Genomic DNA, 24,011 nt, shown 5'->3' on the forward strand with positions numbered 1-24,011 from the left:
AAGGCGAACGGACCCGTGCCGTTCGCCTAAGCTCTCTTCCTACAGCCTTATTCTCGAGATACCCGATGCTCAATAACGATCGCCTACTGGTGCAAATCCTGCTGCTGGTGTTGTTTGGTGCCAGCTTCTGGGTGATGGCGCCGTTCTGGTCGGCGCTGTTCTGGGGCGCGGTGCTGGCGTTTGCCAGCTGGCCGCTGATGCGTTTGCTCACGCGCTGGCTGGGTGGCCGCGAATCCCTCGCGGCGGGCATCCTGACCCTGGGCTGGATGTTGCTGGTGGCGGTGCCGCTGGTGTGGCTGGGGTTCAACCTGGCCGACCATGTGCGCGATGCGGTCGGCCTGATCAAGGATATCCAGGTTGACGGCTTGCCCGCCGCACCTGCCTGGCTGAACTCGATCCCCTTTATTGGCGAGCGGCTGGTGGCGACCTGGGACAGCATCGACCAACAGGGCGCGGCGCTGATGGTCAGCATCAAGCCGTACCTGGGGCAGGTGGGTAACTGGCTGCTGGCGCGCAGTGCGCAAATTGGCGGCGGTATCCTCGAGCTGACCCTGAGCCTGGTGTTCGTGTTCTTCTTTTACCGTGATGGGCCACGGCTGGCGATGTTTGCCCATCGGTTGCTGGAGCGCCTGATCGGCGAGCGCGCCGGTTACTACATCGAGTTGGTGGCCGGCACTGTGCAGCGCGTGGTCAACGGCGTGATTGGTACGGCGGCGGCCCAGGCCCTGCTGGCGCTGATCGGCTTCCTGATTGCGGGGGTGCCGGGCGCGCTGGTGCTGGGCATCGTCACCTTCCTGCTCAGCCTGATCCCTATGGGGCCGCCGCTGGTGTGGATCCCGGCCACGGCCTGGCTGGCATGGAAGGGCGACTACACCTATGCGGTGTTCCTCGGTGTATGGGGCACGTTCATCATCAGTGGCGTGGACAACGTGCTCAAGCCGTACCTGATCAGCCGAGGCGGCAACCTGCCGCTGGTGATCGTGCTGTTAGGCGTGTTTGGCGGCTTGATTGCCTTTGGCTTCATCGGCCTGTTTATCGGCCCGACCTTGTTGGCGGTGGCCTACAGCCTGCTGACGGATTGGAGCGCGACCCAGTCCCAGGAACGTCGCGAAGATAAAGCACTTTAGGCCCTCGGTAACCACATCACGGCCGTGAGGCCACCGCCTGGGGTTTCCTCCAGGCTGAGGTGGCCGCCGAGGCGCTCTACGGCTTCCTTGGAGATCGTCATGCCCAGGCCAACGCCGCCGGAGTTGCGGTTGCGTGAGCCTTCGAGGCGAAAAAACGGTTCGAACACCGCCTCGCGTTTATCCGCCGCAATCCCCGGCCCGTGGTCGATCACGCGGATCACCAGGGCGCCACGGCTGTCCGCCAACTCAATACGCGCCGTGCCGGCATACCGCAGGGCGTTGTCGATCAGGTTGTTGAGGCACGAACGCAGTGCCATCGGTTGCACCTGCAACGGTACGCACGTGCCGGAGAACTGCACGTCCGAGCCTTGGTCCTGGGCGTTTTCGCTGAGGGACTCGACCAGCGCCTGCACATCGAGCCAGTGCCGGGTCTCGCTGGTGCGTTGTTCGTGCAGGTAGCTCAAGGTGGCGTCGAGCATACCGATCATGTCGTCCAGGTCCTGGCGCATCTGGCCTTGCAGCTTGGTGTCTTCGATCTGCTCCAGACGCAGCTTGAGGCGTGACAGCGGCGTGCGCAGGTCATGGGAGACGGCGCCGAGCATGCGCGCGCGCTGGCTGACTTGTTCGCGGATGCGTTTTTGCATCAGGTTGAAGGTCGATGCAGCCTGGCGTGCTTCCCGTGGCCCGGATTCGTCGAGTGGCGGGCTATCGAGGTCAAGGCTCAAGCGTTCGGCCGCTGCGCTCAGGCGCTGGATCGGCCGGCTCAGCAGTTTGGCGCCGTACCAGGCGGCGATGATCAGCGAGATAAACTGGAAGGTCAGCGGTACCACGGGGCCGCCGTACCATGGGCGGTGATGGCGGGCCAATGGCTTCATCGTGCCGTCTGGTTGCTCGACAAAGGTTTCCTGGGGCCGTGGTGGTGGCGGGCCGTAATGACGGAACCAGAAGATCGCCAGCACATGAGCGAGCACAATAGCCACCAGCAATACGCCGAACAGCCTGCCAAACAGCGTATTGAAGGTGGCGCGCATCAACCGATATCCCGGGCGTCGAACAGGTAGCCTTCGCCACGCACGGTTTTGATCAGTTGCGGTGCTTTCGGGTCATCCCCAAGCTTCTGGCGCAGGCGCGATACGAGCAGATCGATGCTGCGGTCAAAGGCTTCGATGGAGCGGCCACGGGCAGCATCGAGCAATTGTTCGCGGCTCAACACACGGCGCGGGCGCTCGATAAACACCCACAGCAAGCGAAATTCCGCGTTGGACAGCGGCACCACCAGGCCATCATCGGCCACCAGTTGGCGCAATACGCTGTTGAGCCGCCAGTTGTCGAAACGGATGTTGGCGCGCTGCTCGGTGCGGTCATCGCGCACCCGACGCAGGATGGTCTGGATACGTGCCACCAGCTCGCGCGGTTCGAACGGCTTGGACATATAGTCATCGGCGCCCAGTTCCAGGCCGATGATGCGGTCGGTGGGTTCGCAGCGTGCGGTGAGCATCAAAATCGGGATGTCCGATTCAGTGCGCAGCCAACGGCACAGCGACAGGCCGTCTTCGCCCGGCAGCATCAGGTCGAGCACCACCACATCAAAGGTTTCGGCTTGCATGGCGGTGCGCATGGCCGTGCCGTCGGTGACGCCGGAGGCAAGAATATTGAAGCGGGCCAGGTAGTCGATCAGCAGTTCGCGGATCGGCAGGTCGTCATCGACGATCAGCGCGCGGGTGTTCCACCGTTTGTCTTCGGCGATCACCGCGCTTTTTTGCTCTTCGTTTACAGAGACGGTAGGGGTATGCATAGTGCGATCATCTGCCTGGGTTGTTGCATTGAGCATAGGCGCCCGGCTCCATGGCTGGAAGTGCCGGGCGAGCGGTCATGTGCGCGAGGCTAGTCGCGGGGCGTGTTGAGGGCATGTCGGGAATGTATCAGTCTTGACACATCTTCTTAAAACACTGGGTTATGCGCGCTTGATCAGCATTTTACCGATCATCGGATCCCGCAACGGCGCCGCTTGCGCTACAATCCGCGCCGATTTCGACTTGCCTGAGAGCCCATTCCAATGTCCGTCTGCCAGACTCCTATCATCGTCGCCCTGGATTACCCCACTCGTGACGCCGCACTGAAGCTGGCTGACCAGTTGGACCCCGCGCTTTGCCGGGTCAAGGTCGGCAAGGAACTGTTCACCAGCTGCGCCGCCGAAATCGTCGGCACCCTGCGTGACAAAGGCTTCGAAGTATTCCTCGACCTGAAATTCCATGACATCCCCAATACCACGGCCATGGCGGTTAAAGCCGCCGCCGAAATGGGCGTGTGGATGGTCAATGTGCACTGCTCCGGCGGCCTGCGCATGATGAACGCCTGCCGTGAAGTGCTCGAGCAGCGCAGCGGCCCGAAACCCTTGCTGATCGGTGTGACCGTGCTCACCAGCATGGAGCGCGAAGACCTGGCCGGCATCGGCCTGGACATCGAGCCGCAGGAGCAGGTACTGCGCCTCGCAGCCTTGGCGCAGAAGGCTGGCCTGGATGGCCTGGTGTGTTCGGCCCTGGAAGCCCAGGCGCTGAAGACCGCGCACCCGTCGCTGCAACTGGTAACCCCGGGGATTCGTCCCGCGGGCAGCGCCCAGGATGACCAGCGTCGTATCCTGACGCCGCGTCAGGCGCTGGATGCCGGCTCGGACTACCTGGTGATCGGTCGCCCGATCAGCCAGGCGGCGGACCCGGCCAAGGCACTGGCCGCAGTCGTCGCCGAAATCGCCTGATGATCGTTCCCACGCTCTGCGTGGGAACGCCTCTTGTGACGCTCTGCGTCACGCTTTGGGACGCAGAGCGTCCCGGGCTGCATTCCCACGCAGAGCGTGGGAACGATCGGGTCAGCTGACTTTAAGCACCAATTTCCCAAAGTTCTCGCCGTTGAACAGCTTCATCAACGTCTCCGGGAACGTCTCCAGCCCCTCGACAATATCTTCCTTGCTCTTGAGCTTGCCCTGGGCCATCCAGCCGGCCATTTCCATGCCGGCGGCGGCAAAGTTCGCCGCATGGTCCATTACCACAAACCCTTCCATGCGCGCACGATTGACCAGCAACGACAAATAGTTGGCCGGGCCTTTCACTGCTTCTTTATTGTTGTACTGGCTGATTGCGCCGCAGATCACCACCCGTGCCTTCAAGGCAAGGCGGCTGAGCACGGCGTCGAGAATGTCGCCGCCGACGTTATCAAAATACACATCCACGCCTTTAGGGCATTCGCGCTTGAGGGCGGCGGGCACGTCTTCGCTTTTGTAGTCGATGGCCGCGTCAAAGCCCAGTTCATCAATGAGGAACTTGCACTTGTCGGTGCCCCCGGCGATGCCCACCACGCGGCAACCCTTGAGCTTGGCAATCTGCCCGGCAATGCTGCCCACTGCGCCAGCGGCGCCGGAGATCACCACCGTATCGCCAGCCTTGGGCGCGCCGGTGTCGAGCAGGGCGAAGTAGGCGGTCATGCCGGTCATGCCCAGCGCTGACAGGTAGCGCGGCAGCGGGGCCAGTTTGGGGTCGACCTTATAAAAGCCGCGCGGCTCGCCCAGGAAATAATCCTGCACACCCAGCGCGCCGTTCACATAATCACCCACGGCAAATTTCGGGTTGTTCGAGGCAATCACCTTGCCCACGCCCAGCGCCCGCATCACTTCACCGATGCCGACCGGTGGAATGTAGGATTTACCCTCGTTCATCCAGCCACGCATGGCCGGGTCCAGGGACAAGTATTCATTGCGCACCAGCACTTGCCCATCACCTGGCGTGCCCACCGGCACTTCCTGGTAGGTAAAGGTCTCCCGCGTGGCGGCGCCGACCGGGCGTTTGGCGAGCAGGAATTGGCGGTTGGTCTGGGCAGTCATGGCAGGGACTCTGTTAGAAGTGAACCCTGAGTGATAGACCTTCAGCGGCCTGGGGGCAAGGTTAAGGGGGGCTGCGAATGCCCGCCGATAGGTTGGACTGATAGTTGGCCTGGGCGTCTTATCACTGCGATTCATGCAACCCCAACCGGCCATATGATAGTGCTGACGCGCCCGCCGTCGGCTTGGCTAGACTCGGCCCACGGCTATTTCTTGCATAGGACATCCCCCATGAGCATGACGTTTTCCGGCCAGGTTGCCCTGGTGACCGGCGCCGCCGCCGGTATTGGCCGCGCCACCGCGCTGGCATTTGCCGCAGAAGGCTTGAGAGTAGTGGTAGCCGACCTGGATGTGGCGGGCGGCGAGGGTACGGTTGCGTTGATTCAACAAGCAGGCGGCGAAGCGCTGTTCGTGCGTTGCAATGTCACGCTGGACGCCGATGTGCAGCAATTGATGGCACAGACCATCGCCGCCTATGGGCGCCTGGACTATGCCTTCAACAACGCCGGCATCGAGATTGAGAAGGGTAAGCTGGCCGACGGCAGCCTGGATGAGTTCGATGCAATCATGGGCGTCAACGTCAAGGGCGTGTGGTTGTGCATGAAGTATCAACTGCCGCTGTTACTGGCCCAGGGCGGCGGTGCGATCGTCAACACCGCCTCGGTAGCCGGGCTGGGCGCTGCGCCGAAGATGAGCATCTATGCGGCGTCCAAGCATGCTGTGATCGGCCTGACCAAATCGGCCGCAATTGAATATGCAAAGAAGAAAATCCGCGTGAATGCGGTGTGCCCTGCGGTGATCGACACCGACATGTTCCGCCGTGCCTATGAAGCAGACCCGCGCAAAGCCGAGTTCGCCGCCGCCATGCACCCGGTTGGGCGCATCGGCAAGGTCGAGGAAATCGCCAGTGCCGTGCTGTACCTGTGCAGTGATGGGGCGGCGTTTACCACCGGGCAAGCCTTGGCGGTGGATGGTGGCGCAACGGCTATCTAGGACTCCATGCCATGCACTCTTAGAAAAGGATGGGGCTGCTGTGGGGCGTTTCCATGGCTGGCACAAGGCCTCGTCAGAATGTGTATCAGCAGGTAAATAAGTCAATAAAATCAATACTTTAATAATTTTTTGCGGCCGGCTTGAGCGAGCTTCTGTGCTTAACTGTTTGGGGTTGAATAACAGACAGTTCAAGTGAGTGGCTCATGGATTTAGGGATCGATCGACAAGCCCTTGTACCGGTGGTGCAGCAAATCGTCAGCGCGGTGGCGCAATGGATACGCAAGAGCGGCGCGAGCCCCGGCACGCGCTTGCCGTCCATCCGGCAACTGGCCCTCGACAACCTGCTCAGCCAGTCCAGCGTGATCGAGGCTTTCGAGCGAATGGTGGCCCAGGGGTTGTTGGCGTCCAGGCAAGGCTCGGGATTTGTGGTCGCCCAGCCGCCTGTTTGCCTTGAAGGCCACTGGTATGAGGGTGCAGAGCTGGGCTGGGGCGCCTATGTCGATGGCCCGTTGGGCGAGTTGAAGCTGGGTTGCGGCTGGCTGCCGGACACATGGCGTGAAAGTGATGACCTGTGCTACGCGATACGGGAAATCAGCCGCACCGACACGGCCGGTCTCTTCAACTACAGCACGCCATTGGGCCTGCCAGCATTGCGCGAGCAACTGCTCAAGCGGCTGACCCAGATAAAGGTGGGCACCTGCCTGGATCGCATCCTGACCACCCATGGTGCCGGCCATGCACAGGACCTGTTGATCCGCTCACTGCTCAAGGCTGGCGATACGGTGGTGGTCGAGACGCCGGGCTACGCCAATCTCTATCGACAATTGGAGCGCCATGGCGTCACGTTGCTGGAAGTTCCGCGCACCGTGGGCGGCCCGGACATGCCAGTGCTTGAGCAACTGCTGCTACGGCATCGCCCCAAGTGCCTGTTCATCAACTGCCTCTACCACAACCCAACCGGCACCAGCCTGTGCCGCGCCGTGGCTGAACGGTTGCTGGAGCTTTCGCGACGCGATGGCTTCCTGATCATTGAAGAAGACGTCTATGGCGACCTGCAGCACGCCAGTTGCACGCGGCTGTCGGCGTTGCCCCATGATGACCGGGTGATCTACGTATCAAGCTTTTCCAAAACCCTGAGCAGTGCCTTGCGCGTGGGCTACGTCAGTGCCGGCACAGACATCGTTGCGAAAATGGCCAGCCTCAAGACCCTGACCGGTATCGGCACTTCACGGTTTGCCGAAGCAGTGGTCGCCACATTGCTGGCCAATGGCACCTACCGCAAGTGGGTGCAACGCCTGCGCAAGCGTTTGAATGCGCAAATGGCAGCCACCCTGCAGGTGCTGGAGGATGAGGAATGGCAGGTGTTTGCCGTGCCTGCTGGCGGTATGTTTGTGTGGGCGCGGCCGGGCCTGGGCGATCATTCACGGTTGCAGGCGTGCGCGCGCAGGCTTGGTGTCCTGCTGTCTTGCGGGGCGCTGTTCACTCCCCGCGGTGAGCACAGTGACTGGCTGCGCATAAATGTGGCCTATGCTGCTGATCAGCGGGCTTTGGAGTTGTTCCGTGCCATGGGGCCTGCCAGATCGACCTCAACCATTCTGAAAACGACGAGCATGTAGCTTTTTGCCATTATTGTGACGCCAACGTCTTGTGCCAATGGCGTCTCGTTGCGAATCTCGCTGCATGGCAACCAGGCTTGCTGGCATCTGCCCGTGCAAGAGGATTCAAGTGCAATGATTTCGGCCGTGCAACGACGTTTCGCCAACCTCGGTATGGCAAAAAAGCTGGGCTTGGGCTTCTTCCTGGTGCTGCTGCTGACGGCGCTGGTGGCGGCCATTGGCGTGTGGTCGCTGCAAACCATTGGCCAGCGTTTCGAAGGCCTCAATGCCATGTCCTCGCTCAACAGCGGCTTGCTCAAGGTGCGCTTGATCGAGCAAGACTACGCGTTGCACGCCGACCCCAAAGCCGTTGATGCCTTGCATGAGAGCGTCGATGCACTGGCCGCCCTGGCGGCCACGCTCAAGGCCCAGTCCGCCGCCAATGTGCCGGTGATGGGCGACGTTGAACAGGCGTTGGCCGCGTATCGCAAGGCGTTCGATGAATTTGTCGAGTTGACCCAGACCAAGGACCTGGCTTTGGAAATGGCCAGTTGGTCCGTTTCCAGCGTGGCCAATAACCTCGATGTGCTGCAAGCCGGCCTGGCCGACGATGGCGCCTATGGCCTCAAGGAAAGCCAGGGCAAGGAGGGCGCCGAGTTTATCGAACAGGCCGGGCAGGTCAGCCAGGTGTCTCGCTTGATGCTGCAAGCCATGAACGAGGCGCGGGTACGCCTGGACCAGAGCCGCAAGGCCGATGCCGACAACGCCGAACAGGGCAAGATCGAACAGGCCGACCAGGCCCTTGCGCAGGTTGAGCAGTTGAAAACCTCGGTCAAGGACGCGGGTTACCAGACCGTGCTCAATGAGGTGTCCGGGCATATTGCGGCCTTCAGCGAAAAGCTCGGTGAGTACACCGGTTTGCTGGCTCAGGAAAAAATCGTCTACAAGCAATTGCATGACCGCGCCGACCAGGTGGTCAGCCGGGTCAACCAGGCGTATGCCGCCGAAGACCAGTCGATGCAGGCGCAATTGAAGAAAAGCACGCTGCTGATCATCGGTTCCTCGGCACTGGCGTTACTGGTGGGGCTGGTTGCAGCCTGGCTGATTACCCGCCTGATCGTGGCGCCGCTGCGCAGTGTAATCGCAGTGGCCCAGCGGATCGCCGCCGGTGACCTGAGCGGGCGGATGGAGGTCAGTCGCCGCGATGAAATTGGCCAGCTGATGCAAGCGATGCAACAGATGGGCAATGGCTTGAGCCAGATGGTCAGCGGCTTGCAGGCCGGCATAGAGCAATTGGCCAGCTCTGCGCAATCCCTCTCCAGCGTCACCGAACAAACCAATCTAGAGGTCAGCAGCCAGAAGGAGGAGACCGAGCAGGTCGCCACGGCGATGAACCAGATGACCGCCACCGTGCATGACGTGGCGCGTAACGCCGAAGAAGCCGCGCAAGCGGCGCAGACCGCCGATGCCAAGGTCGACAGCGGCCAGCAGGTGGTGCGTCAGAGCCTGCAACGCATTGAGTTGCTGGCGTCCTCCAGCACCAGTGCCAGCGCCAGCATCGACAGCCTCAGTGCCGAAATCCAGCACATCGGCACGGTATTGGGGGTAATTAAAAGTGTCGCCGAACAGACCAATCTGTTGGCCCTTAACGCAGCCATTGAAGCCGCCCGCGCCGGCGAGCAAGGCCGGGGGTTTGCGGTGGTGGCCGATGAGGTGAGGGCACTGGCCAAGCGTACTCAGCAATCGACCGAGGAGATCGAGCGGTTGGTGAGTACTTTGCGCAGTGCGGCGCAGTCATCGGTGCAGCAGATTCAGCAAAGCGGCGAGCTGGTGAAACTGGCCGTCAGCGATGCGCTGGAAACCGAGAGCGCGTTGGGCAGCATCGCCGCTGCCGTGTCCCTGATCCAGCAGATGAATCAGCAGATTGCCGCCGCCGCCGAGGAGCAAAGTTCGGTGGCCGAAGAGATCAATCGCAGTGTCACCAGTATCCGCGCGAGTGCCGACCAATCGGCGCTGAGCATGCAAGGCAACGCCGCCTCGAGCATTCAGCTGGCGCAGCTGGGGGCCGAACTCAAGGGCATGGTGGGGCACTTCCGCCTTTGATCAGTGAGCAAAGGCGGAGCCGTACGATCAGGCGTTGTTGGCGAGGAAGGTCAGCAGGGCTTCATTGACGAAGTCCGGGTTTTCGCGGCTGGAGATGTGCCCGGCGTCTGGAATCAGGGTCAGGCTGCAACCGATCAACTCAGCCATTTCCCTGGATTCGGCGGGTGGGCGTGGCTTGTCCTGCTCACCGCACATGATCAGGGTGGTGTCGGTGTCCAGGCGGTGCAGTTGGTCGAGGATATCGGCGCGGCTGAAGATCTGGCGGCCCAATGGCACGATGCTGTCCAGCAAACGCTCCTTGGAGAAGGCTTGCAGCGACTGGCGGAAATCCTGGTACAGCGCCGACTCGCGGTCGATACCTGGCCGGAAGAAGATCGGTGCGATCACATCCAGCAACGGCTCAGGGATGGCACCGGCGTCTTCGATCATCTTGAACAGCGAGAAATAATACTGACGCGTGGCCTCGGGCTCGGCGCCCAGGTAGGTGTCCATCAGCACCAGGCTGTTGATGCGCTCTGGGGCCAGTAATGCCAGGCGTGCGCCCCACATGCCGCCGACCGACAAGCCCACCAGATTGATTTGTGGGATGTCCAACTGATCCAGCAGGGCCAGGGTCTGGCGCGCCAGGTCGTCCAGGGACTGGGTTTGGGCCGGTAGCGCGCCGGATTCACCATGGCCCCAGAGTTCGGGGACGATCACGCGGTACTGTTGCGACAGCGCTTCGATTTGCGGCGCCCACATGTGGCGGTCCCACAGGTAGCTTGAGCCCAGCAGAACGACCGGGCCGGTGCCCTGGTCGACGTAGTGCAGCGGTTGTCCATCAATGACGGCGACAGGCATAGCAGGCCTCTGACTTCATGGAGTTAGGGGCACTTTTTTACGCTAGTCGGGGGCGGGGGGATAGGTGCAAAGTGATGGCACTTTGTTGTGGCGTGTTGCGTTGGGGGGCATATCCGTTATTTAGGTAACGGCGGCTTAGGAGTCCGCCCTGACGGCGGGGCACTTTTGGAAAGACCGGAATGGCGGCCCAGACAAAAGCAACCAAAAAGTCTTCGCCCCAACACTCGGCAACAGCGACAGCAACAGCAAAGCCAAACTCGGTCAACTGTGGGAGCTGGCTTGCCTGCGATGGCATCAACTCTGTGTACCTGATACACCAAGGTGTCTGCATCGCAGGCAAGCCAGCTCCCACAGAAAAGCAGATCTTCAGTGTATGCAAATCCGCTTTTGCTTTTGAACTAACCACTCAGGTCGGCTACTAGGCCGCCGTGCTCTGCTTTTGATCTTGCTTTTGATCTGAGGCGGCCCACGGATTCAAGCCTTCGTTCTGGCACACCGAGCCTAAGCGAGGTGCCGAGTGGTGGGGCGAAGACTTTTTGGTTGCTTTTGGCTGGGCCGGCATTCCGGTCTTTCCAAAAGTGAGCCGCCGTCAGGGCGGAACCCTAAGTAGCCGTTACCGCGGCAACGGATATGTACCCAACCCATCCATCCACCGCGCGCGCCAAACGATCAATCGTAAATAGCCTTCTTTTTCCACTCCGCATCCGCATCCACAACTTTAAGCCCTTCAGTCAACTCATTGACCTCATCTTCAGCCGGCTTGCTGTTAGTCAGTACCGTCGAATTAGCACGGGCCAATTGATTCTCAAGCAATTGCAACTGCGCGCTATAGAGCACCGGCTCTGGCTGTTTACGCAGGTACTGCACACCGCGCTCGAATGCCAGGCGTGCCTGGCCGGGTTGGTTCTGTTGCAGGGCGTGCTGGCCGAGGTTGTTGAAGAACTCGATGTGCAGCAGCACCAGGATATGACGAATTTCCTTGATCCAGTGCTTGGCCTCGTTGGTCGGCAGAAAACCATCCTGGGCCGCGCGGGTCACTTGGCCATGCAGGGCTTCAAGGAGGAAACGCACATCCTTGGCCTTGGCTTCGGTCTGGATCGGCGCCGGCGGGTTGGTCACCGGAATCGATTCGCCCTGGGCGATCAGCGCATTCAACTCAGTGATACGCGCCTTGAGTGCTGCACTGGACTTGTTGAGGTGCAACAGACGCTGGTTGACGTTCAGCTCAAGGCGGGTGAGCAGCAGCTTGAGCGCCGGGGTCATCAATTGGCCAGGAAAGGTCTCGGTGATTTCACCGCACCGACGCAGCCGATCATTGAGCTCGATCTCGGTACGTTTCTTTTCCAGCTTGTTGTTTTCCACCACGTGGTTCATGTAGCCAATGGCGATCAGTATTACGATCCCGGCTATTACCAGCAGGGTGATCATGAGTGGTGTCACCGGTGTGACCTCTTTTATAGGGTTTGCTGTGGAGTGTAGTGACTGGACCATCCGGCGGATAGGACTGTTCGACCAGTTGCCCAGGTAGTTTCTTCTATATAGGTAAGCGTTGCCGGGCGGGCTCTCTGCATAGATGCACATTGCCATCATTTGCTTGGGCGAACTATAGCGCCTTGTCGGGCGCCAGAATATAGGCGTCAAAGCCCGGACGGGCAGAGTGCCCGCCAAGGCCCGGAAAGCAGGGCGAAGTCATTGATTTAAATAAATTTATCCTTGGGGGTTGACGACCTTTCAATCCATCCATAGAATGCGCGCCACTTACAGCGTAAAGCACACAGCGAAACGCGGTAGGGAGTGAATGTTGTACGTGTGTCCCCTTCGTCTAGTGGCCTAGGACACCGCCCTTTCACGGCGGTAACAGGGGTTCGAGTCCCCTAGGGGACGCCATATGCGGGAATAGCTCAGTTGGTAGAGCACGACCTTGCCAAGGTCGGGGTCGCGAGTTCGAGTCTCGTTTCCCGCTCCAATTTACAAGCAATGTGGCCCTCGGGCGGCATTGAGTGAAACCAGGGCATAATCTTCGGATTTAACCTCTGGGCACTGAAACACACACCATGTGTTTCAGTTGTGTGTCCCCTTCGTCTAGTGGCCTAGGACACCGCCCTTTCACGGCGGTAACAGGGGTTCGAGTCCCCTAGGGGACGCCATTTTGCGGGAATAGCTCAGTTGGTAGAGCACGACCTTGCCAAGGTCGGGGTCGCGAGTTCGAGTCTCGTTTCCCGCTCCATATTTAACGAAAACGCCGATCAGCAATGATCGGCGTTTTTGTTTGTGCTGATTTTAATCAGCCGGGTCAGGAATCTGCGCCAGGGCATAGGCGAGAAGGAACAGGCTTATCAGGCCGCCTGCCTCGGCGTTGCTCATGTCGAATTCTTTGCGAATAAATGGCATCGCCACACCGAGGTTGGCGCGGTCGGCCGCCGCAATGGCGTAGATGACGAAAATCCAACCGGCGACCACCCAGCGATAGCGGCTGCACGCGACATGTGTAGGCCTTGTTGTGAAGTGCGTGGGAATAGTCTGTAGTTAATAGCGGGTGGGTGTGTACTGGTTCTGCTGTCTCTACTCTGGCCAGACCCGTGTGCCTGTTCACTTCAGAGAACTGCCCAGATGTTCCAACTCGATTTTTACTCAACCCTGGTCGCCGCCTCTCTGGTGCTGCTGTTGGGGCGTTGGCTGGTCGCCCGTATCGGCTTTTTACGCGCCTACAGTATTCCGGAGCCGGTGGTCGGCGGCTTATTGGTGGCTGCACTGCTGCTGTTGCTGCGCGCATTAACGGATATCGAGGTTCGATTCGACGCCTCATTGCAGGCCCCCTTGATGCTGGCGTTCTTTGCCACCATCGGCCTGAATGCGGACTTTGCCAGCCTGAAGAAAGGCGGGCGCATCCTCGGCATCTTCCTGCTGGTCGTGACGGCCCTGCTGGTGGTGCAAAATGCCATGGGCATTGCACTGGCCAAGGCGCTGGGGCTCGACCCGTTGATGGGGCTGTTGGCAGGCTCCGTCACCTTGTCCGGCGGGCACGGCACCGGTGCGGCCTGGGGCGCGGTGTTCAGCGAAAAATATGGCGTGGCTTCTGCGTCCGAACTGGCGATTGCCTCGGCGACGTTTGGCTTGGTATTGGGTGGGCTGATAGGTGGCCCCGTTGCCCGCTTGCTGATCAAACGTGTGCAGGTGCCCGGCGTTGAGCTGGCGCAACCGCCCCAGCCCAAAGGCTTTGAGCAGCCCAACCAGGAACGCATGATCACCTCGTTTTCATTTATCGAGACCCTGGCGTTATTGGCGATCAGCTTGCAGGTCGGCACCTTCTTGTATGGCTTTATTAAAGGTACGGCTTTCGAATTGCCGACGTTTGTATGCGTGCTGTTTGTGGGCGTGGTGTTGCGCAACGGCTTGTCGGCGCTTGGCTGGCATCAGGTGTTTGAGCGTGAAGTGTCGCTGCTGGGTAATGTCAGCTTGTCGTTGTTCCTGGCGATTGCGCTGATGTCGCTCAAGCTCTGGGATCTGGCGGCGTTGGCCTTGCCGATAGTGATTCTGTTGGCGGCCCAGGCGTTGCTGATGGCCCTGTTTGCGATCTTCGTGACGTTCCGGGTTATGGGCCGCAACTACGATGCGGCCGTGCTGGCGGCGGGGCATTGTGGTTTTGGCTTGGGGGCCACGCCGACCGCCATTGCCAATATGCAGGCGGTCACGCAGCGCTTCGGGCCATCGCCGATTGCGTTTCTGGTGGTGCCGATGGTGGGGGCGTTTTTTATCGACATTACCAATGCGGTGGTGATCAAACTGTACCTGGCGTTGCCGTTTCTGGGGGCGGCGGGTTGAGGGTACCTGCGAATGGTCGCCAAGCGGCGCCGTCCTGACGGATCAGTACGGCGTCGTGGCTCATGTACAGGTCGATGACTTGCTCTATTTGCACGTGGCGAAGCTTGAAGTCATGCGTGGGGGTGATTATCGCGCCATGTTTGTACAGCGTGTAAAAATGCACCTCACCCGAGAGTTGCAAGCCGGCCTCTTGCTGCGCAACTTCGAACGCTTGATCCGGTAATTGCACCTGAAAAAACGCCAGCAGAGGCCAGCGTTTTTGTTGTTCTTTGTCTGATCCGGCGCCTACTGCCTCATAAGCACGACGCATCCCCAGTACCCTCTGGTGGTACTGCGCGGTGCTGGTCTGCCCGGTGATGGCCAGCGACAGTTGGCCCTCCAATGCGGCTTGTGTGTAGTCGCTGTATTCATAAGCACGGTACTGCACCACTGTGCGCCCCTGGGATTCAATCAAGGTGGGGCCGGCGCGACCATCCCAGGCCGGGCTGTCGCCCAGGCCGATTTCGCTGTCTGTCAGCGGAATGACCGTGGCCGAAACATTCCGCGGTTCAAAGCTGCGGGTGGAGTCAGGCGCCACCCCCGGCCAGTACGAGCCGAGTGCCGCACAGATGCGTGCATCCTCGGTAAACGGGCTGGCTAGCTGATAACCGCACAGCATGTTCGTAAACGGAGCGTCGACCAGGCCCCGGCCCACTTCCCAGCCCGGCCCAAAGACCCCGCTGGCGAAATCCGGCAGCCAGGATTGCCGTTGTGTGCGTTGCACAGGTAGCGTCGGGCCTGGTGTTGTAGAGGACTGTGGGTGGGAGACGATGGCGGTGACGCCACGGTCTTCAGGGGCGAAGTAACCACCGGCAAGGGCTTGATTGATGAAAAAGCGCACGTCAGACAGTGGGTTGACCCGTGTATGCCAAACCTCTGGGCAGGGCGGCGCAGGGCAAGGGAAAACCGCCGGGTCGCTGGACCATTGCTTGAGCTCTCGTTGCCCACATAACGGAAAAAAATCCGGCGCACCGATGATGGAGTAGGCGGCGATGCTCGCCAGTTCCAGCGCAGGGCAGTGGGCCCGTACCCAGCCGTCGGCCATGGCATCCTGATAATGCAGGGCTCGGTAGCCGCCCGCCTTGACGATGGCGTCGACATCCTCACGCTGGTTGAGGTCTTCGATCGAACCGTCGTCGCGCAAATGATGGCGCCCATGCACCAACCCACCGGTATTGGGAGGCATCATGAACGACAGCGGACGGTCTTGGTAATAGGCCAGTTCCACCAGCGCTTCTTTGGCGTCGGGCATCAACAGCCCCGGCGCGAACTCATCGGTATTCGCCCAATGGCACAAGCCCTCGGTAATGACGAAAGGCGCGTTGAGAATGTCAGGCTCTTGCCAGCCGGTATCGCGAAATCGCCTATGGATCTGTCCGATTTTTTCATTGATCTGGTGGTTTTCCAACTGCACAGTCAGGTCCATTCCGGCCAGGCACTCGTTGCCATCGAACACTTTGTGCAGGGGCACCCAGAACTCCAGATCCTCATCGATAGGTTGAGCATCCATTGGGCCAAACCGCGCCGGTTGGCCGGTGTGCCGGGCAGCGATGAACGCGCCGTAGCGCGCCGGTATCACCCGCATCTGGTTTGGCTGGCCCTCGACAAAGGGCAAAAAACCTCTTTGCTGCGGGTTATACAGCGCGTCCGCCGTGCCGACCCGGGCCACCCCGGTACGCGAGAAACACAGGTCCGCCTGGCGCCTGTGCACAGTTTCGGCGTAGGGCCGGTATTCATACGCGAACACTGCAATCGCCAGTTGCGCCTCACCGGCCAGTTGCTGCAAAGCCTCCAGGGTCGGGGGAGCGGCGCCGTAGACATAATTGAGGACGTGCTCGATTTCAGCGGCTGTGGGGAAGGCCGTGAGCGTTTTACCCTGGACCGCGGTGACCACATTGGGCGAGGCGAAGGCATGAAACAGCAGGCTGTCGGCCGGGTGCCCAGGCTCTATACCGCGTGTGGCATCAGCGGAAAAATCCTCAAAGCCTGGCTGGGTGCGATCAATCTGCACAGGCCTGGCGAGTTCCTCACGCAGGCTTGTCGAGGTGATGTCCAGGCCGTGGTGCAGCAACAGGTCATGCCATCCTGCTGAGGCCAGGCGTGTGCAAGCGCGTTCTACATCGCTGATCAAGGACATCACGCCCCCTCCGATAGAAACCAGGGGAAAGGGTAAGCAAAGGGGGCATGCGCGGTAACTGACCGAACGGCTAGGTTACCGCCCGGGGGCTTCTTGAGGATGGCGAGTGATCGCGCGCCTAATTCAGCGTGTAAACGTCCTGTTTAGGCATGAAAAAACGCGAAAAGAGTTCGGACTGCGATTTGATGTTGAGCTTGGTGTAGATATTGCGCCGGTGCACCTTGATGGTTTCTGTCGACAGCGCCAGTTTGCCGGCGATTTCTTTATTGGAAAAACCACTGAGCAGCAACTTGAGCACGTCCTTCTGGCGCGTGGTGATCTGCGTGCCCAACTGCACAATGGCTTCGGACCAGGGCGGCGGCTCACTGAGGTTTTTTTCTTCATCGACTTCAAAACACATGCGTTGATGCATCAAGGCCATGACCCACGGCTTGATGATATCCAGTGTGGTGATCTGTTCCGGGGTGTAGCGCGTGTTACTGCCAAATGAAATACACAGGGTTCGATCCGCGTCGAGCTGGACGTTGTACTGCACCTCATCGACGGACACGTACCGGGCGAAATACTGATGGTAGTACTCGGTGGTCAGGAAGTGCTCGGGGGCAATGTCTGACAGATGGAAAAAACCGCTCTGCGGGTTTTCACGGTTGGCAATGTAAAACGGGTCCAGCAGGTAAAGGCCTTTTACATACAGTTGCGTCAGGGCGTCGACTTCGTCGGCATCCGCAACCTCGGTCACGCTGACGACGTTGACTTGCTGGTTGCTGAACACCAGGACCACCCAATTGTCGATCTGCACATACTCATTCAACACGCGAACCAGTGAGCTCCAGAAGGCTGGGCGGTTCAGCTCCATGATGAGTTTGCCGGCTGACCGGTGCCAGGCGAGGTTGTGAAGGTCGAGTGACATGGACTACCCCTTTTGGGTTAGGGATTCATGGGGCTGAGCTAAGTATTTGTAGGTATTTACTATTCGACGACGCCGGGTATATTCACCCACCAGCGTTGATGGCCATGAAGGCCTGTCGTTTTTGACAAGGATAGTTATATGAATAAATCACATTTGCGAGCCATTTTTTTAGCCTCGCTTGTCTTTGTCGGGGCCAGCACGCCCGCAGCGGCGGCAGAACCCCGGGTTAACCTGTACAACTGGTTCGGGTTGATCGCTCCCGAGACACCGAAGGAATACGAGCAGAAAACCGGCACCAAGATGCACATCGATACCTTCGACAGTGCCGAGGTCATGCAAAGCAAGGCCATGGCCGGGCGCACCGGGTATGACGTCGTCGTCGCCACCTCCAACGTATTGCCAAGCCTGATCCAGGCGGGCGTGCTGGCCCCGCTGGACCGCAGCCAACTGAGCAACTATGCGCATATCGACCCGGAAATGCTGGCCTTGCTCGCCACTAACGATCCGGGCAACCAATACGCGATTCCGTACCTGTGGGGCACCACCGGCATTGGTTATGACGTGGATAAGGTCAAGGCGGCACTGGGTGATAACGCCCCGGTGGACAGCTGGGACTTGATCTTCAAAGAAGAAAACATCAGCAAGCTCAAGTCCTGCGGCGTGGCGATGCTCGACTCGCCGAGTGAAATCATCTCCATCGCCTTGCATTACCTCGGCCTGCCGAGCAACAGCCAAAACCCCGAGGATTACCAGAAGGCCCAGGCGCTGCTGCTGAAAATCCGCCCTTATGTCCTCTACTTCGACTCCTCCAGAACCGACGCCGACTTTGCCGATGGCAATATCTGCGTGGTCGTGGGTTGGGCGAGCGGGGCGCTGACGGCCCAGGCCATCAATGAGAAAAACCATACTGGCCGCAAGATTGCCTACAGCTTGCCGCGCGAGGGTGGGCTGGTCTGGTCGGAAAACTTTGTGTTGCTCAAGGATGCGCCCAACGCCAAGGCCGGCTTGGCGTTTATCAATTACATGCTTGAGCCCGAGGTGATTGCCAAGAGCTCCAATCACACGCTGTACCCGAATGCCAACAAGGACGCCACCGCGCTGGTTGAGCAGAAGTTGCGCGATAACCCGTGGATTTATCCGTCCAAAGCCACCATCGCCACGCTGGTGCCGCTTGAGCCGTTGCCCTTGAAGCTGGAGCGTATCCGTACACGTGTGTGGACCAAGGTGAAGAGCGGTACGTGACTGGCTGAGTGAGGCCCGAGTGCTTTCGCATAGATCCCAGAGAGGGAGATAAATCATGGCCCGACGTGATGACCCGTGCGATGTGAAATCGGACGATTATCAGGCGTACAAGGAGATTGAGGAGCAGATCGGTCACTGTACGCCGGAGCAGGCCTGGGCCATGTATTACGTCTCGACCGGGATGGTGCGTGAACACGTTACGCGGGCGGTCATGGAGCATATCGGCAGGGGTAATCGGGCGCTGCTGCTGGAGTTTCCTGAGTTGGCGCGGGTGCAAGAGCGGTCTCGTTTGATGCTTCCTCTTTGAGGGTGGTGCTTTTTCAGGTCTTTTGAGGCGGTCTTAGGGGCGGTGGTTTTGAGTGTATATCCGTTGCTGCGGTAACGGCTTCTATTGGTTCCGCTCTTACAGCGGGTCACTTTTGGCAAACGCCCCAAAAGTAACCAAAAGGTCTTCGCCCCACCACTCGGTGCCTCGCCTAGGCTCGGCATGCCCTCACTCCGGCTTGAATCCGTGGGCCGCCGCGATGGGCCATCCTTGGCCCAGCGCGGCTAACCCGGCGTCCTGCCGGGTTACCCACGGATTCAAGCCTGCGTTCGGCCATCGTGGTTAACGGGGCGCCTCAGATCAAAAGCAAGATCAAAAGCAGAGCACGGCGGCCTGAAAGCCGACCTGAGTGGTTGAATCAAAAGCGAAAAGCGAAAAGCGGATTTGCATACACCTGGGATCTGCTTTTCTGTGGGAGCTGGCTTGCCTGCGATGCAGGCACCTCGGTGTGTCAGGCACACTGAGTTGATGCCATCGCAGGCAAGCCAGCTCCCACATTAGACCGAGTATGGCTCTGCTGTTGCTGTTGCTCTGGTCCTTACATCCTTTTCGATGACGAAGTCAGCGGTCTTTTGATCTGCGCTTTTGATCTTGATCTGAAATCGCCCCCCAAATCACTGGCGGATTGCGGGCATGCCGAGCCATAGCGAGGCACCGAGTGTTGGGGCGAGGACCTTTTGGTTACTTTTGACTGGGCCGGCATTCCGGTCCTTGCAAAAGTGACCCGCTGTAAGAGCGGAACCCTACTCAGCCATCACCCAAATAACGGATATGTACTCAACAACCCATCCCCCCACACAGAGCGTTCGGCCTGTGTTCAACACATCTTCATGGCCCGCGCCAAGCGCAACGTACCCTGGCGGATCTCATCCCGATTGAGCGAAGCAAAGCCCAGGCGCAACGCGTTCTCCGCCAAGCCCTCAGGCGAAAACTGACGCGCACTGCGCACCACAACTCCCTGGCCCAGGGCATCCTCCACTAACCGGTCAACATTCGTCTCATCCTGGAAACGCACCCACAGCGCCAGCCCGCCCTCGGGCGTACGCACCTGCATACGCTCGCCGAACGCCTCGTGCAGACAGCTCTGCAACACTTCCCGCCGCGCGGCGTATTCTTTCGAAACACGGCGCAAGTGCTTCTTCAATTCACCCTCATTGATCAGGTCCGCCAACATTTTCTGCGCGACGGCATCGGTGTCGCCCACCACCAGTGCGGCGCTTTTTTGCAGCACCTCAATCACATGGGCAGGCGCCACCACATAGCTGCAACGGAACGTGGACCCCAATGCCTTTGAAAGCGAGCCGATGTAGATCACATGGCGTTGCGAGCTGTCACTGGCCAGCGGCAAATAGGGCCGCCCGTTAAAGTGATACTCGTGGTCGTAGTCTTCTTCGATCACGCAAAAATCATGCAGCGCCGCCAAGGCCAGCAGCTGTTGCCGACGTGCCGCATGCAGGCTTACGGTGGTGGGGAATTGATGGTGCGGGGTGAGATAGATCATGCGCACTTTATGCGTTTGGCAGAGCTGCTCGATATGGTCGGTGCGGCAGCCCTCATCGTCCATGTCGACCGTGATCAAACGCGCACCGAGTTTGCGGAAAATCTCCCACGCCGGCGGGTAACTCAGGCGCTCCACCAACACCACGTCACCGGGCTGGATCAGCAGGCTGGCCGTGAGGTACAGCGACACCTGGGTGCCTGGCGTCAGGCAGATATTCTCGGCGCTGATCATCAGCCCGCGATTGTTGCGCAGCATGTCGGCCAGCGCGCAGCGCAGGTAATAGCCGGTGCCTTCGCTGCCGTAGCGCACTGTGTTGGTGGTAAAGCTGCTGCGCAAGGCGTTGCGGTAGTAACGATGCAGCACGGCTTGCGGCAGCAAGCGGTGATCGCACGCGCCGTTATCGAAAAACAACGCGTCATGCCGGTGCTCCAGGGCAATCACCTGGGCGTTCTGGGCGAAGTAGGGCACGACCGCCTGTGGCACCAGCGCTGGGGCGAAAGACGGTTGCGAGCGACTGGGCACGGGCTTGGGCGCCAGTTGCGCATTGACGAAGGTGCCACGGCGCGGCTCGCTGATCAGCCAGCCTTTGGTCATGGCCTCTTCGTAGGCCAGGATCACGGTCTTGCGGTTGACGTCGAGCAGGTGCGCCATCTCCCGAGTGCCCGGCAGCAGCGTGCCGGGCGGCAGCCGCCCTTCGAGGATGGCCGCGACGAGGCCTTCGGCAATCTTGCGATAGGAGGCTTGGCTTGAACCATCATCAAGTTTGAGCAAGGGGCGCCACTTACGCATCTGGACCATCTGAAGTATCCAAAACTGGAGGTTTTAATGGGCCTAGTCTAGCGCAACAATCAGGCCTCACTTACTCCGAGGTCTTTATGAACACACGCCATGTAATCGAACTCTCTCCCTCGGGTAAAACCTTTGAAGCCGGTGACGAGCTGTTGCTGGACGCGATGCTCGCCAGCGGTTTGTCAGTGCCGTTCTCGTGCCGACGCGGTGCCTGTGGGTCGTGCAAGGTGGTGGTCACCCAAGGTGAATACCGCGCCAAGCAACTGGCCCCCGGCGCACCCGCGCCGAGCTACCCGCTGGCGGCCAATGAAATGCTGCTGTGCCAAAGCCATGCCTGCGCCGACATGCGCCTGGAAATTCCCGGCTGGTCGCTGGACACGCCCGCGCTGGTCGTCGAGTCGACAGTGCTGAGCAAGCGCGCACTGAGCCCCGACATCATCGAGTTGGTGGTGATGCCGGATATGCCATTGGCCGTGCGGGCAGGCCAGTACCTCAAGGTCCGCCTGGTCGATGGCGATTCGCGGTGCTTCTCGATCGCCAACTTGCCGGCCGACGGCGATGGGCGGCTGGTGTTTCAGATTCGCCAGGTGAGCGGCGGGTTGTTTTCCGAGACCCTGCTGGGCAGCCTTGAGGCCGGCGACCTGTTGCCGCTGGAAGGGCCTTTTGGTGCCTGCACCTGGCAGGACGATGACGCTGCGCCGGTCGTCCTGTTTGCCACCGGCACCGGCTATGCGGGTATCAAGCCGATCTTGCTGACCGCCTTGAAGCGTGATGTGGAGGTGACGTTTTACTGGGGCGGCGCGCAAGCAGCAGATTTTTACGACCGCGCATTCCTGGACCAGGCGGTCATCGACCACCCGCGTTTCCACTGGCACCCAGTATTGGCCTCGCAGGGCAAGGTGCAGGAAGTCGCGCTAGGCCACGGGCACCGTTGGGAAGCCGCTCAGGTGTATGCCTGCGGTAATGGCGGCATGATCAGCCAGACGCGTGCCGAGTGCCTGGAAGCAGGTTTACCGAGCCATCGGTTTATCGCCGAAGCCTTTGTGCCCAGCGGCCAGTCGAGCGCCGACGCGCTGCTCAAGACCCTGGATGACACCTGGGAAAAGGTCGGCCCGAGGTATTCGCTGGACGGCATGCTCGCCGCTCGTGAAAAAACCATCCGCGCCCTGGCAGCGATTGCCAGCCAGCTCAAGGTCGGCATGACCACCGGGGAAGCCCTCGACATGGCCGCCGAGCAGTTGCAGGCCATGGGCGCCTCCCACACCTGGCACCCGACGTACATCCGTTTTGGCGACGACACGGTTCGCCCATCGAGAGAAGGCATTGACCCACTGCGCCCGCTGCGTGCCAGCGATATCGTGGTGGTCGACCTCGGCCCGGTGTGGGACGGCTACGAGGGCGACTATGGTGACACCTTCGTCTTCGGCGAGTCAGCGCTGCATCGCGATTGTTTCAAGGCCGTGCATGAAGTGTTCGATGAAACCCGCGAGGCCTGGAAGCGTGGCATGACCGGCTGTGAACTCTATGACTTTGCCGAAGAACGGGCCGTTTCCAAGGGCTGGCGGCTGTCGCGCAACCTGGCCGGCCACCGTATTGCGGATTTCCCCCACGCATTGTTCGGCACCACGGAATTGGCCGAGCTTGAGATCACACCGAGTGAAATGGTGTGGGTGCTGGAGATCCAGCTCTGCCACCCCACCGAGCCGGTTGGCGGGTTCTTTGAAGATATCCTGATGCTTGAAGCTTGAAGGGCTGAGGCACTCTAGGTGTTAGGTAGGAGGTTTCCCGAGTTTCCCTGAACTATATGGGCGCAGTCGGCTCATACAGACATTGCCAATCACGGCAATTATTTCTGTGCGATAGGGATATCACCTGTGAAATATGCAATCTGCGCCACCTTGCTGCTGTCACTGAGCGGCTGCCTGACCATGTCGGGTGAATACACCGTGACGGCTCAGGACGCCTCCGGCGCCCCGTTAACCAGGCTCGGCACCTTCACCGCCGAGGGCCATAACATTTACCCCATACGCAATGCGTTCTGCCTCAATGCGCCGGGGGCGACGGTCATCATTCGCGATGCCCGGACCGGCGAGGAACTGCGCAGCGAAAGCCCTTATCACTGCCGTTAAGCCTCAAAAAAAGGATTTCCATGAGAGCGTTTCTGATAGCAGGCCTGGCCGTGGCCGTGAGTGGCTGCGGCAATATTTCCAATATCCGTGCTTACAACACGGCCTATGTTGAACCCACATCCGGGGATACCGCACGTTTGCGTGTAATCACCAATGGCATGGCGCGCGGCGTGCCGGGCCGTGATTGCATCGACTGGCGTGTGCCTGGCGCCGGGGTGATGGCCGTGTCCGAATCAGGCTTTGCGGGTCAGAATAATGGCCGCAGCCTGGGCATGCCCGAGAGCAACCGCCGGGTGGAGGCGCAAGGCTCGGCGCGTAGCGAACTGAAGGTGCCGGCGAACAAGCCTTTTGCCATGAACTTCCAGAGTGAGGGCTATGTTTCTGGCGGCAATTCCTACAGCTGCAGGCAGAGCTTTCACTTCACCCCCAAGGCCGGGCAAGATTACGAACTGATCCTGCTGGACGGTGGCCAGTGCCTGATTGCATTGCAGCGCCTGAACCCGACGGGGAAACCGCAGAACGTGCCGGTAGAGAAGGCCAAGCTGTGCAATGCGATGGATATGTTTTAGGCCGCAAGCCAGACCTGTT

General features: G+C 60.0%; 19 protein-coding genes, 4 tRNA genes and 1 pseudogene. 15 read left to right on the forward strand and 9 right to left on the reverse strand.

The window, feature by feature from the left end:
- Window positions 1-65: 65 nt before the first annotated feature.
- Complete coding sequence (locus HBO23_RS23960; protein ID WP_170039979.1) at window positions 66-1,127, forward strand: AI-2E family transporter; 1,062 nt, start codon at window positions 66-68, stop codon at window positions 1,125-1,127.
- Here the strand turns inward: HBO23_RS23960 and HBO23_RS23965 are convergent.
- Both HBO23_RS23965 and HBO23_RS23970 read right to left on the reverse strand, forming a co-directional pair.
- Window positions 1,124-2,158 (reverse strand): ATP-binding protein, encoded by a 1,035-nt coding sequence (locus HBO23_RS23965; protein WP_017134457.1) that lies wholly within the window; start codon window positions 2,156-2,158, stop codon window positions 1,124-1,126. The two genes, HBO23_RS23960 and HBO23_RS23965, sit on opposite strands and share 4 nt — an antisense overlap.
- Complete coding sequence (locus tag HBO23_RS23970) at window positions 2,158-2,922, reverse strand: response regulator (protein ID WP_138449184.1); 765 nt, start codon at window positions 2,920-2,922, stop codon at window positions 2,158-2,160. Before HBO23_RS23970 ends, HBO23_RS23965 begins: the two co-directional genes overlap by 1 nt.
- Before the next feature lie 261 nt (window positions 2,923-3,183).
- Here HBO23_RS23970 and pyrF point away from each other — a divergent pair, with 261 nt between their 5' ends.
- Window positions 3,184-3,882 carry an orotidine-5'-phosphate decarboxylase gene (gene pyrF, locus HBO23_RS23975; RefSeq protein ID WP_017134455.1) on the forward strand — a complete coding sequence of 233 codons (699 nt, stop codon included), beginning with the start codon at window positions 3,184-3,186 and terminating at the stop codon, window positions 3,880-3,882.
- 111 nt (window positions 3,883-3,993) lie between these two features.
- Here pyrF and HBO23_RS23980 read toward each other — a convergent pair whose 3' ends face one another.
- Window positions 3,994-5,001, reverse strand: coding sequence for an NADP-dependent oxidoreductase (locus HBO23_RS23980; protein ID WP_170039981.1), 1,008 nt, complete (start codon window positions 4,999-5,001; stop codon window positions 3,994-3,996).
- A 228-nt stretch (window positions 5,002-5,229) separates the two neighbouring features.
- Here HBO23_RS23980 and HBO23_RS23985 point away from each other — a divergent pair, with 228 nt between their 5' ends.
- The 3 genes from HBO23_RS23985 to HBO23_RS23995 all read left to right on the forward strand — a co-directional run bounded on the left by HBO23_RS23985 (window position 5,230) and on the right by HBO23_RS23995 (window position 9,689).
- On the forward strand, window positions 5,230-5,991 hold the full coding sequence (locus HBO23_RS23985; RefSeq protein ID WP_170039983.1) for an SDR family oxidoreductase: 762 nt from the start codon (window positions 5,230-5,232) through the stop codon (window positions 5,989-5,991).
- Window positions 5,992-6,194: 203 nt separating this feature from the next.
- Window positions 6,195-7,607 carry a PLP-dependent aminotransferase family protein gene (locus tag HBO23_RS23990; protein ID WP_017134452.1) on the forward strand — a complete coding sequence of 471 codons (1,413 nt, stop codon included), beginning with the start codon at window positions 6,195-6,197 and terminating at the stop codon, window positions 7,605-7,607.
- A gap of 114 nt (window positions 7,608-7,721) precedes the next feature.
- The gene (locus HBO23_RS23995) at window positions 7,722-9,689 is read left to right on the forward strand and encodes a methyl-accepting chemotaxis protein (protein ID WP_170039985.1); all 1,968 of its coding nucleotides are present in this window, start codon (window positions 7,722-7,724) and stop codon (window positions 9,687-9,689) included.
- Between the two features lie 27 nt (window positions 9,690-9,716).
- Here HBO23_RS23995 and HBO23_RS24000 read toward each other — a convergent pair whose 3' ends face one another.
- Entirely contained in the window at window positions 9,717-10,529 is an 813-nt protein-coding gene (locus HBO23_RS24000; RefSeq protein ID WP_138449188.1) for an alpha/beta fold hydrolase, read from the reverse strand.
- A gap of 669 nt (window positions 10,530-11,198) precedes the next feature.
- Window positions 11,199-11,969 (reverse strand): hypothetical protein, encoded by a 771-nt coding sequence (locus tag HBO23_RS24005; protein ID WP_017136282.1) that lies wholly within the window; start codon window positions 11,967-11,969, stop codon window positions 11,199-11,201.
- Between the two features lie 371 nt (window positions 11,970-12,340).
- On the opposite strand from HBO23_RS24005, the gene HBO23_RS24010 reads away from it, so the two are divergent.
- From HBO23_RS24010 to HBO23_RS24025, 4 genes are all read left to right on the forward strand, one after another.
- A tRNA-Glu gene (locus tag HBO23_RS24010) sits at window positions 12,341-12,416 on the forward strand.
- A 3-nt stretch (window positions 12,417-12,419) separates the two neighbouring features.
- Window positions 12,420-12,495: transfer RNA gene (locus HBO23_RS24015), tRNA-Gly, on the forward strand.
- Between the two features lie 105 nt (window positions 12,496-12,600).
- Window positions 12,601-12,676: transfer RNA gene (locus HBO23_RS24020), tRNA-Glu, on the forward strand.
- Between the two features lie 4 nt (window positions 12,677-12,680).
- Window positions 12,681-12,756, forward strand: a tRNA-Gly gene (locus tag HBO23_RS24025).
- Between the two features lie 68 nt (window positions 12,757-12,824).
- On the opposite strand, the pseudogene HBO23_RS24030 reads toward HBO23_RS24025, so the two are convergent.
- Window positions 12,825-13,046: pseudogene (locus HBO23_RS24030) on the reverse strand (hypothetical protein); the annotation flags it as partial.
- A 93-nt stretch (window positions 13,047-13,139) separates the two neighbouring features.
- On the opposite strand from HBO23_RS24030, the gene gltS reads away from it, so the two are divergent.
- Entirely contained in the window at window positions 13,140-14,351 is a 1,212-nt protein-coding gene (gltS, locus tag HBO23_RS24035; RefSeq protein ID WP_099547845.1) for a sodium/glutamate symporter, read from the forward strand.
- On the opposite strand, the gene HBO23_RS24040 is transcribed toward gltS, so the two are convergent.
- Window positions 14,308-16,527, reverse strand: coding sequence for a hypothetical protein (locus tag HBO23_RS24040; RefSeq protein WP_170039987.1), 2,220 nt, complete (start codon window positions 16,525-16,527; stop codon window positions 14,308-14,310). The two genes, gltS and HBO23_RS24040, sit on opposite strands and share 44 nt — an antisense overlap.
- Window positions 16,528-16,645: 118 nt before the next feature.
- Window positions 16,646-17,437, reverse strand: coding sequence for a LuxR C-terminal-related transcriptional regulator (locus HBO23_RS24045; protein ID WP_170039989.1), 792 nt, complete (start codon window positions 17,435-17,437; stop codon window positions 16,646-16,648).
- Between the two features lie 138 nt (window positions 17,438-17,575).
- On the opposite strand from HBO23_RS24045, the gene HBO23_RS24050 reads away from it, so the two are divergent.
- Window positions 17,576-18,679 carry a polyamine ABC transporter substrate-binding protein gene (locus tag HBO23_RS24050; protein ID WP_017136287.1) on the forward strand — a complete coding sequence of 368 codons (1,104 nt, stop codon included), beginning with the start codon at window positions 17,576-17,578 and terminating at the stop codon, window positions 18,677-18,679.
- Window positions 18,680-18,734: 55 nt separating this feature from the next.
- Complete coding sequence (locus HBO23_RS24055) at window positions 18,735-18,986, forward strand: hypothetical protein (protein WP_017136288.1); 252 nt, start codon at window positions 18,735-18,737, stop codon at window positions 18,984-18,986.
- 835 nt (window positions 18,987-19,821) lie between these two features.
- Here HBO23_RS24055 and HBO23_RS24060 read toward each other — a convergent pair.
- Window positions 19,822-21,303, reverse strand: coding sequence for a PLP-dependent aminotransferase family protein (locus HBO23_RS24060; protein WP_170039991.1), 1,482 nt, complete (start codon window positions 21,301-21,303; stop codon window positions 19,822-19,824).
- A 77-nt stretch (window positions 21,304-21,380) separates the two neighbouring features.
- On the opposite strand from HBO23_RS24060, the gene HBO23_RS24065 reads away from it, so the two are divergent.
- From HBO23_RS24065 to HBO23_RS24075, 3 genes are all read left to right on the forward strand, one after another.
- A complete protein-coding gene (locus tag HBO23_RS24065) occupies window positions 21,381-23,042 on the forward strand; it encodes an NAD(P)H dependent flavin oxidoreductase family protein (protein ID WP_099547852.1) in 1,662 nt (553 codons plus the stop codon).
- 126 nt (window positions 23,043-23,168) lie between these two features.
- Complete coding sequence (locus HBO23_RS24070; RefSeq protein ID WP_017136409.1) at window positions 23,169-23,423, forward strand: hypothetical protein; 255 nt, start codon at window positions 23,169-23,171, stop codon at window positions 23,421-23,423.
- A gap of 20 nt (window positions 23,424-23,443) precedes the next feature.
- Window positions 23,444-23,992, forward strand: a complete 549-nt coding sequence (locus tag HBO23_RS24075; protein ID WP_099547853.1) for a hypothetical protein — start codon at window positions 23,444-23,446, stop codon at window positions 23,990-23,992.
- Window positions 23,993-24,011 lie beyond the last annotated feature (19 nt).

Source organism: Pseudomonas sp. WS 5532 (assembly GCF_012985445.1).
GTDB lineage: Bacteria > Pseudomonadota > Gammaproteobacteria > Pseudomonadales > Pseudomonadaceae > Aquipseudomonas > Aquipseudomonas edaphica.

Excerpts from the sequence above, each read along its gene's own strand:
- HBO23_RS24000 (WP_138449188.1), bottom strand. The coding sequence starts at position 10,529 with ATGCCTGTCGCCGTCATTGATGGACAACCGCTGCACTACGTCGACCAG.
- HBO23_RS24040 (WP_170039987.1), bottom strand. The coding sequence starts at position 16,527 with ATGTCCTTGATCAGCGATGTAGAACGCGCTTGCACACGCCTGGCCTCA.
- HBO23_RS23980 (WP_170039981.1), bottom strand. The coding sequence starts at position 5,001 with ATGACTGCCCAGACCAACCGCCAATTCCTGCTCGCCAAACGCCCGGTC.
- HBO23_RS23990 (WP_017134452.1), top strand. The coding sequence starts at position 6,195 with ATGGATTTAGGGATCGATCGACAAGCCCTTGTACCGGTGGTGCAGCAA.
- HBO23_RS24045 (WP_170039989.1), bottom strand. The coding sequence starts at position 17,437 with ATGTCACTCGACCTTCACAACCTCGCCTGGCACCGGTCAGCCGGCAAA.
- pyrF (WP_017134455.1), top strand. The coding sequence starts at position 3,184 with ATGTCCGTCTGCCAGACTCCTATCATCGTCGCCCTGGATTACCCCACT.
- HBO23_RS23970 (WP_138449184.1), bottom strand. The coding sequence starts at position 2,922 with ATGCATACCCCTACCGTCTCTGTAAACGAAGAGCAAAAAAGCGCGGTG.
- HBO23_RS24060 (WP_170039991.1), bottom strand. The coding sequence starts at position 21,303 with ATGGTCCAGATGCGTAAGTGGCGCCCCTTGCTCAAACTTGATGATGGT.
- HBO23_RS23995 (WP_170039985.1), top strand. The coding sequence starts at position 7,722 with ATGATTTCGGCCGTGCAACGACGTTTCGCCAACCTCGGTATGGCAAAA.
- HBO23_RS23960 (WP_170039979.1), top strand. The coding sequence starts at position 66 with ATGCTCAATAACGATCGCCTACTGGTGCAAATCCTGCTGCTGGTGTTG.
- HBO23_RS24075 (WP_099547853.1), top strand. The coding sequence starts at position 23,444 with ATGAGAGCGTTTCTGATAGCAGGCCTGGCCGTGGCCGTGAGTGGCTGC.
- gltS (WP_099547845.1), top strand. The coding sequence starts at position 13,140 with ATGTTCCAACTCGATTTTTACTCAACCCTGGTCGCCGCCTCTCTGGTG.
- HBO23_RS24065 (WP_099547852.1), top strand. The coding sequence starts at position 21,381 with ATGAACACACGCCATGTAATCGAACTCTCTCCCTCGGGTAAAACCTTT.
- HBO23_RS24050 (WP_017136287.1), top strand. The coding sequence starts at position 17,576 with ATGAATAAATCACATTTGCGAGCCATTTTTTTAGCCTCGCTTGTCTTT.
- HBO23_RS23965 (WP_017134457.1), bottom strand. The coding sequence starts at position 2,158 with ATGCGCGCCACCTTCAATACGCTGTTTGGCAGGCTGTTCGGCGTATTG.
- HBO23_RS23985 (WP_170039983.1), top strand. The coding sequence starts at position 5,230 with ATGAGCATGACGTTTTCCGGCCAGGTTGCCCTGGTGACCGGCGCCGCC.
- HBO23_RS24055 (WP_017136288.1), top strand. The coding sequence starts at position 18,735 with ATGGCCCGACGTGATGACCCGTGCGATGTGAAATCGGACGATTATCAG.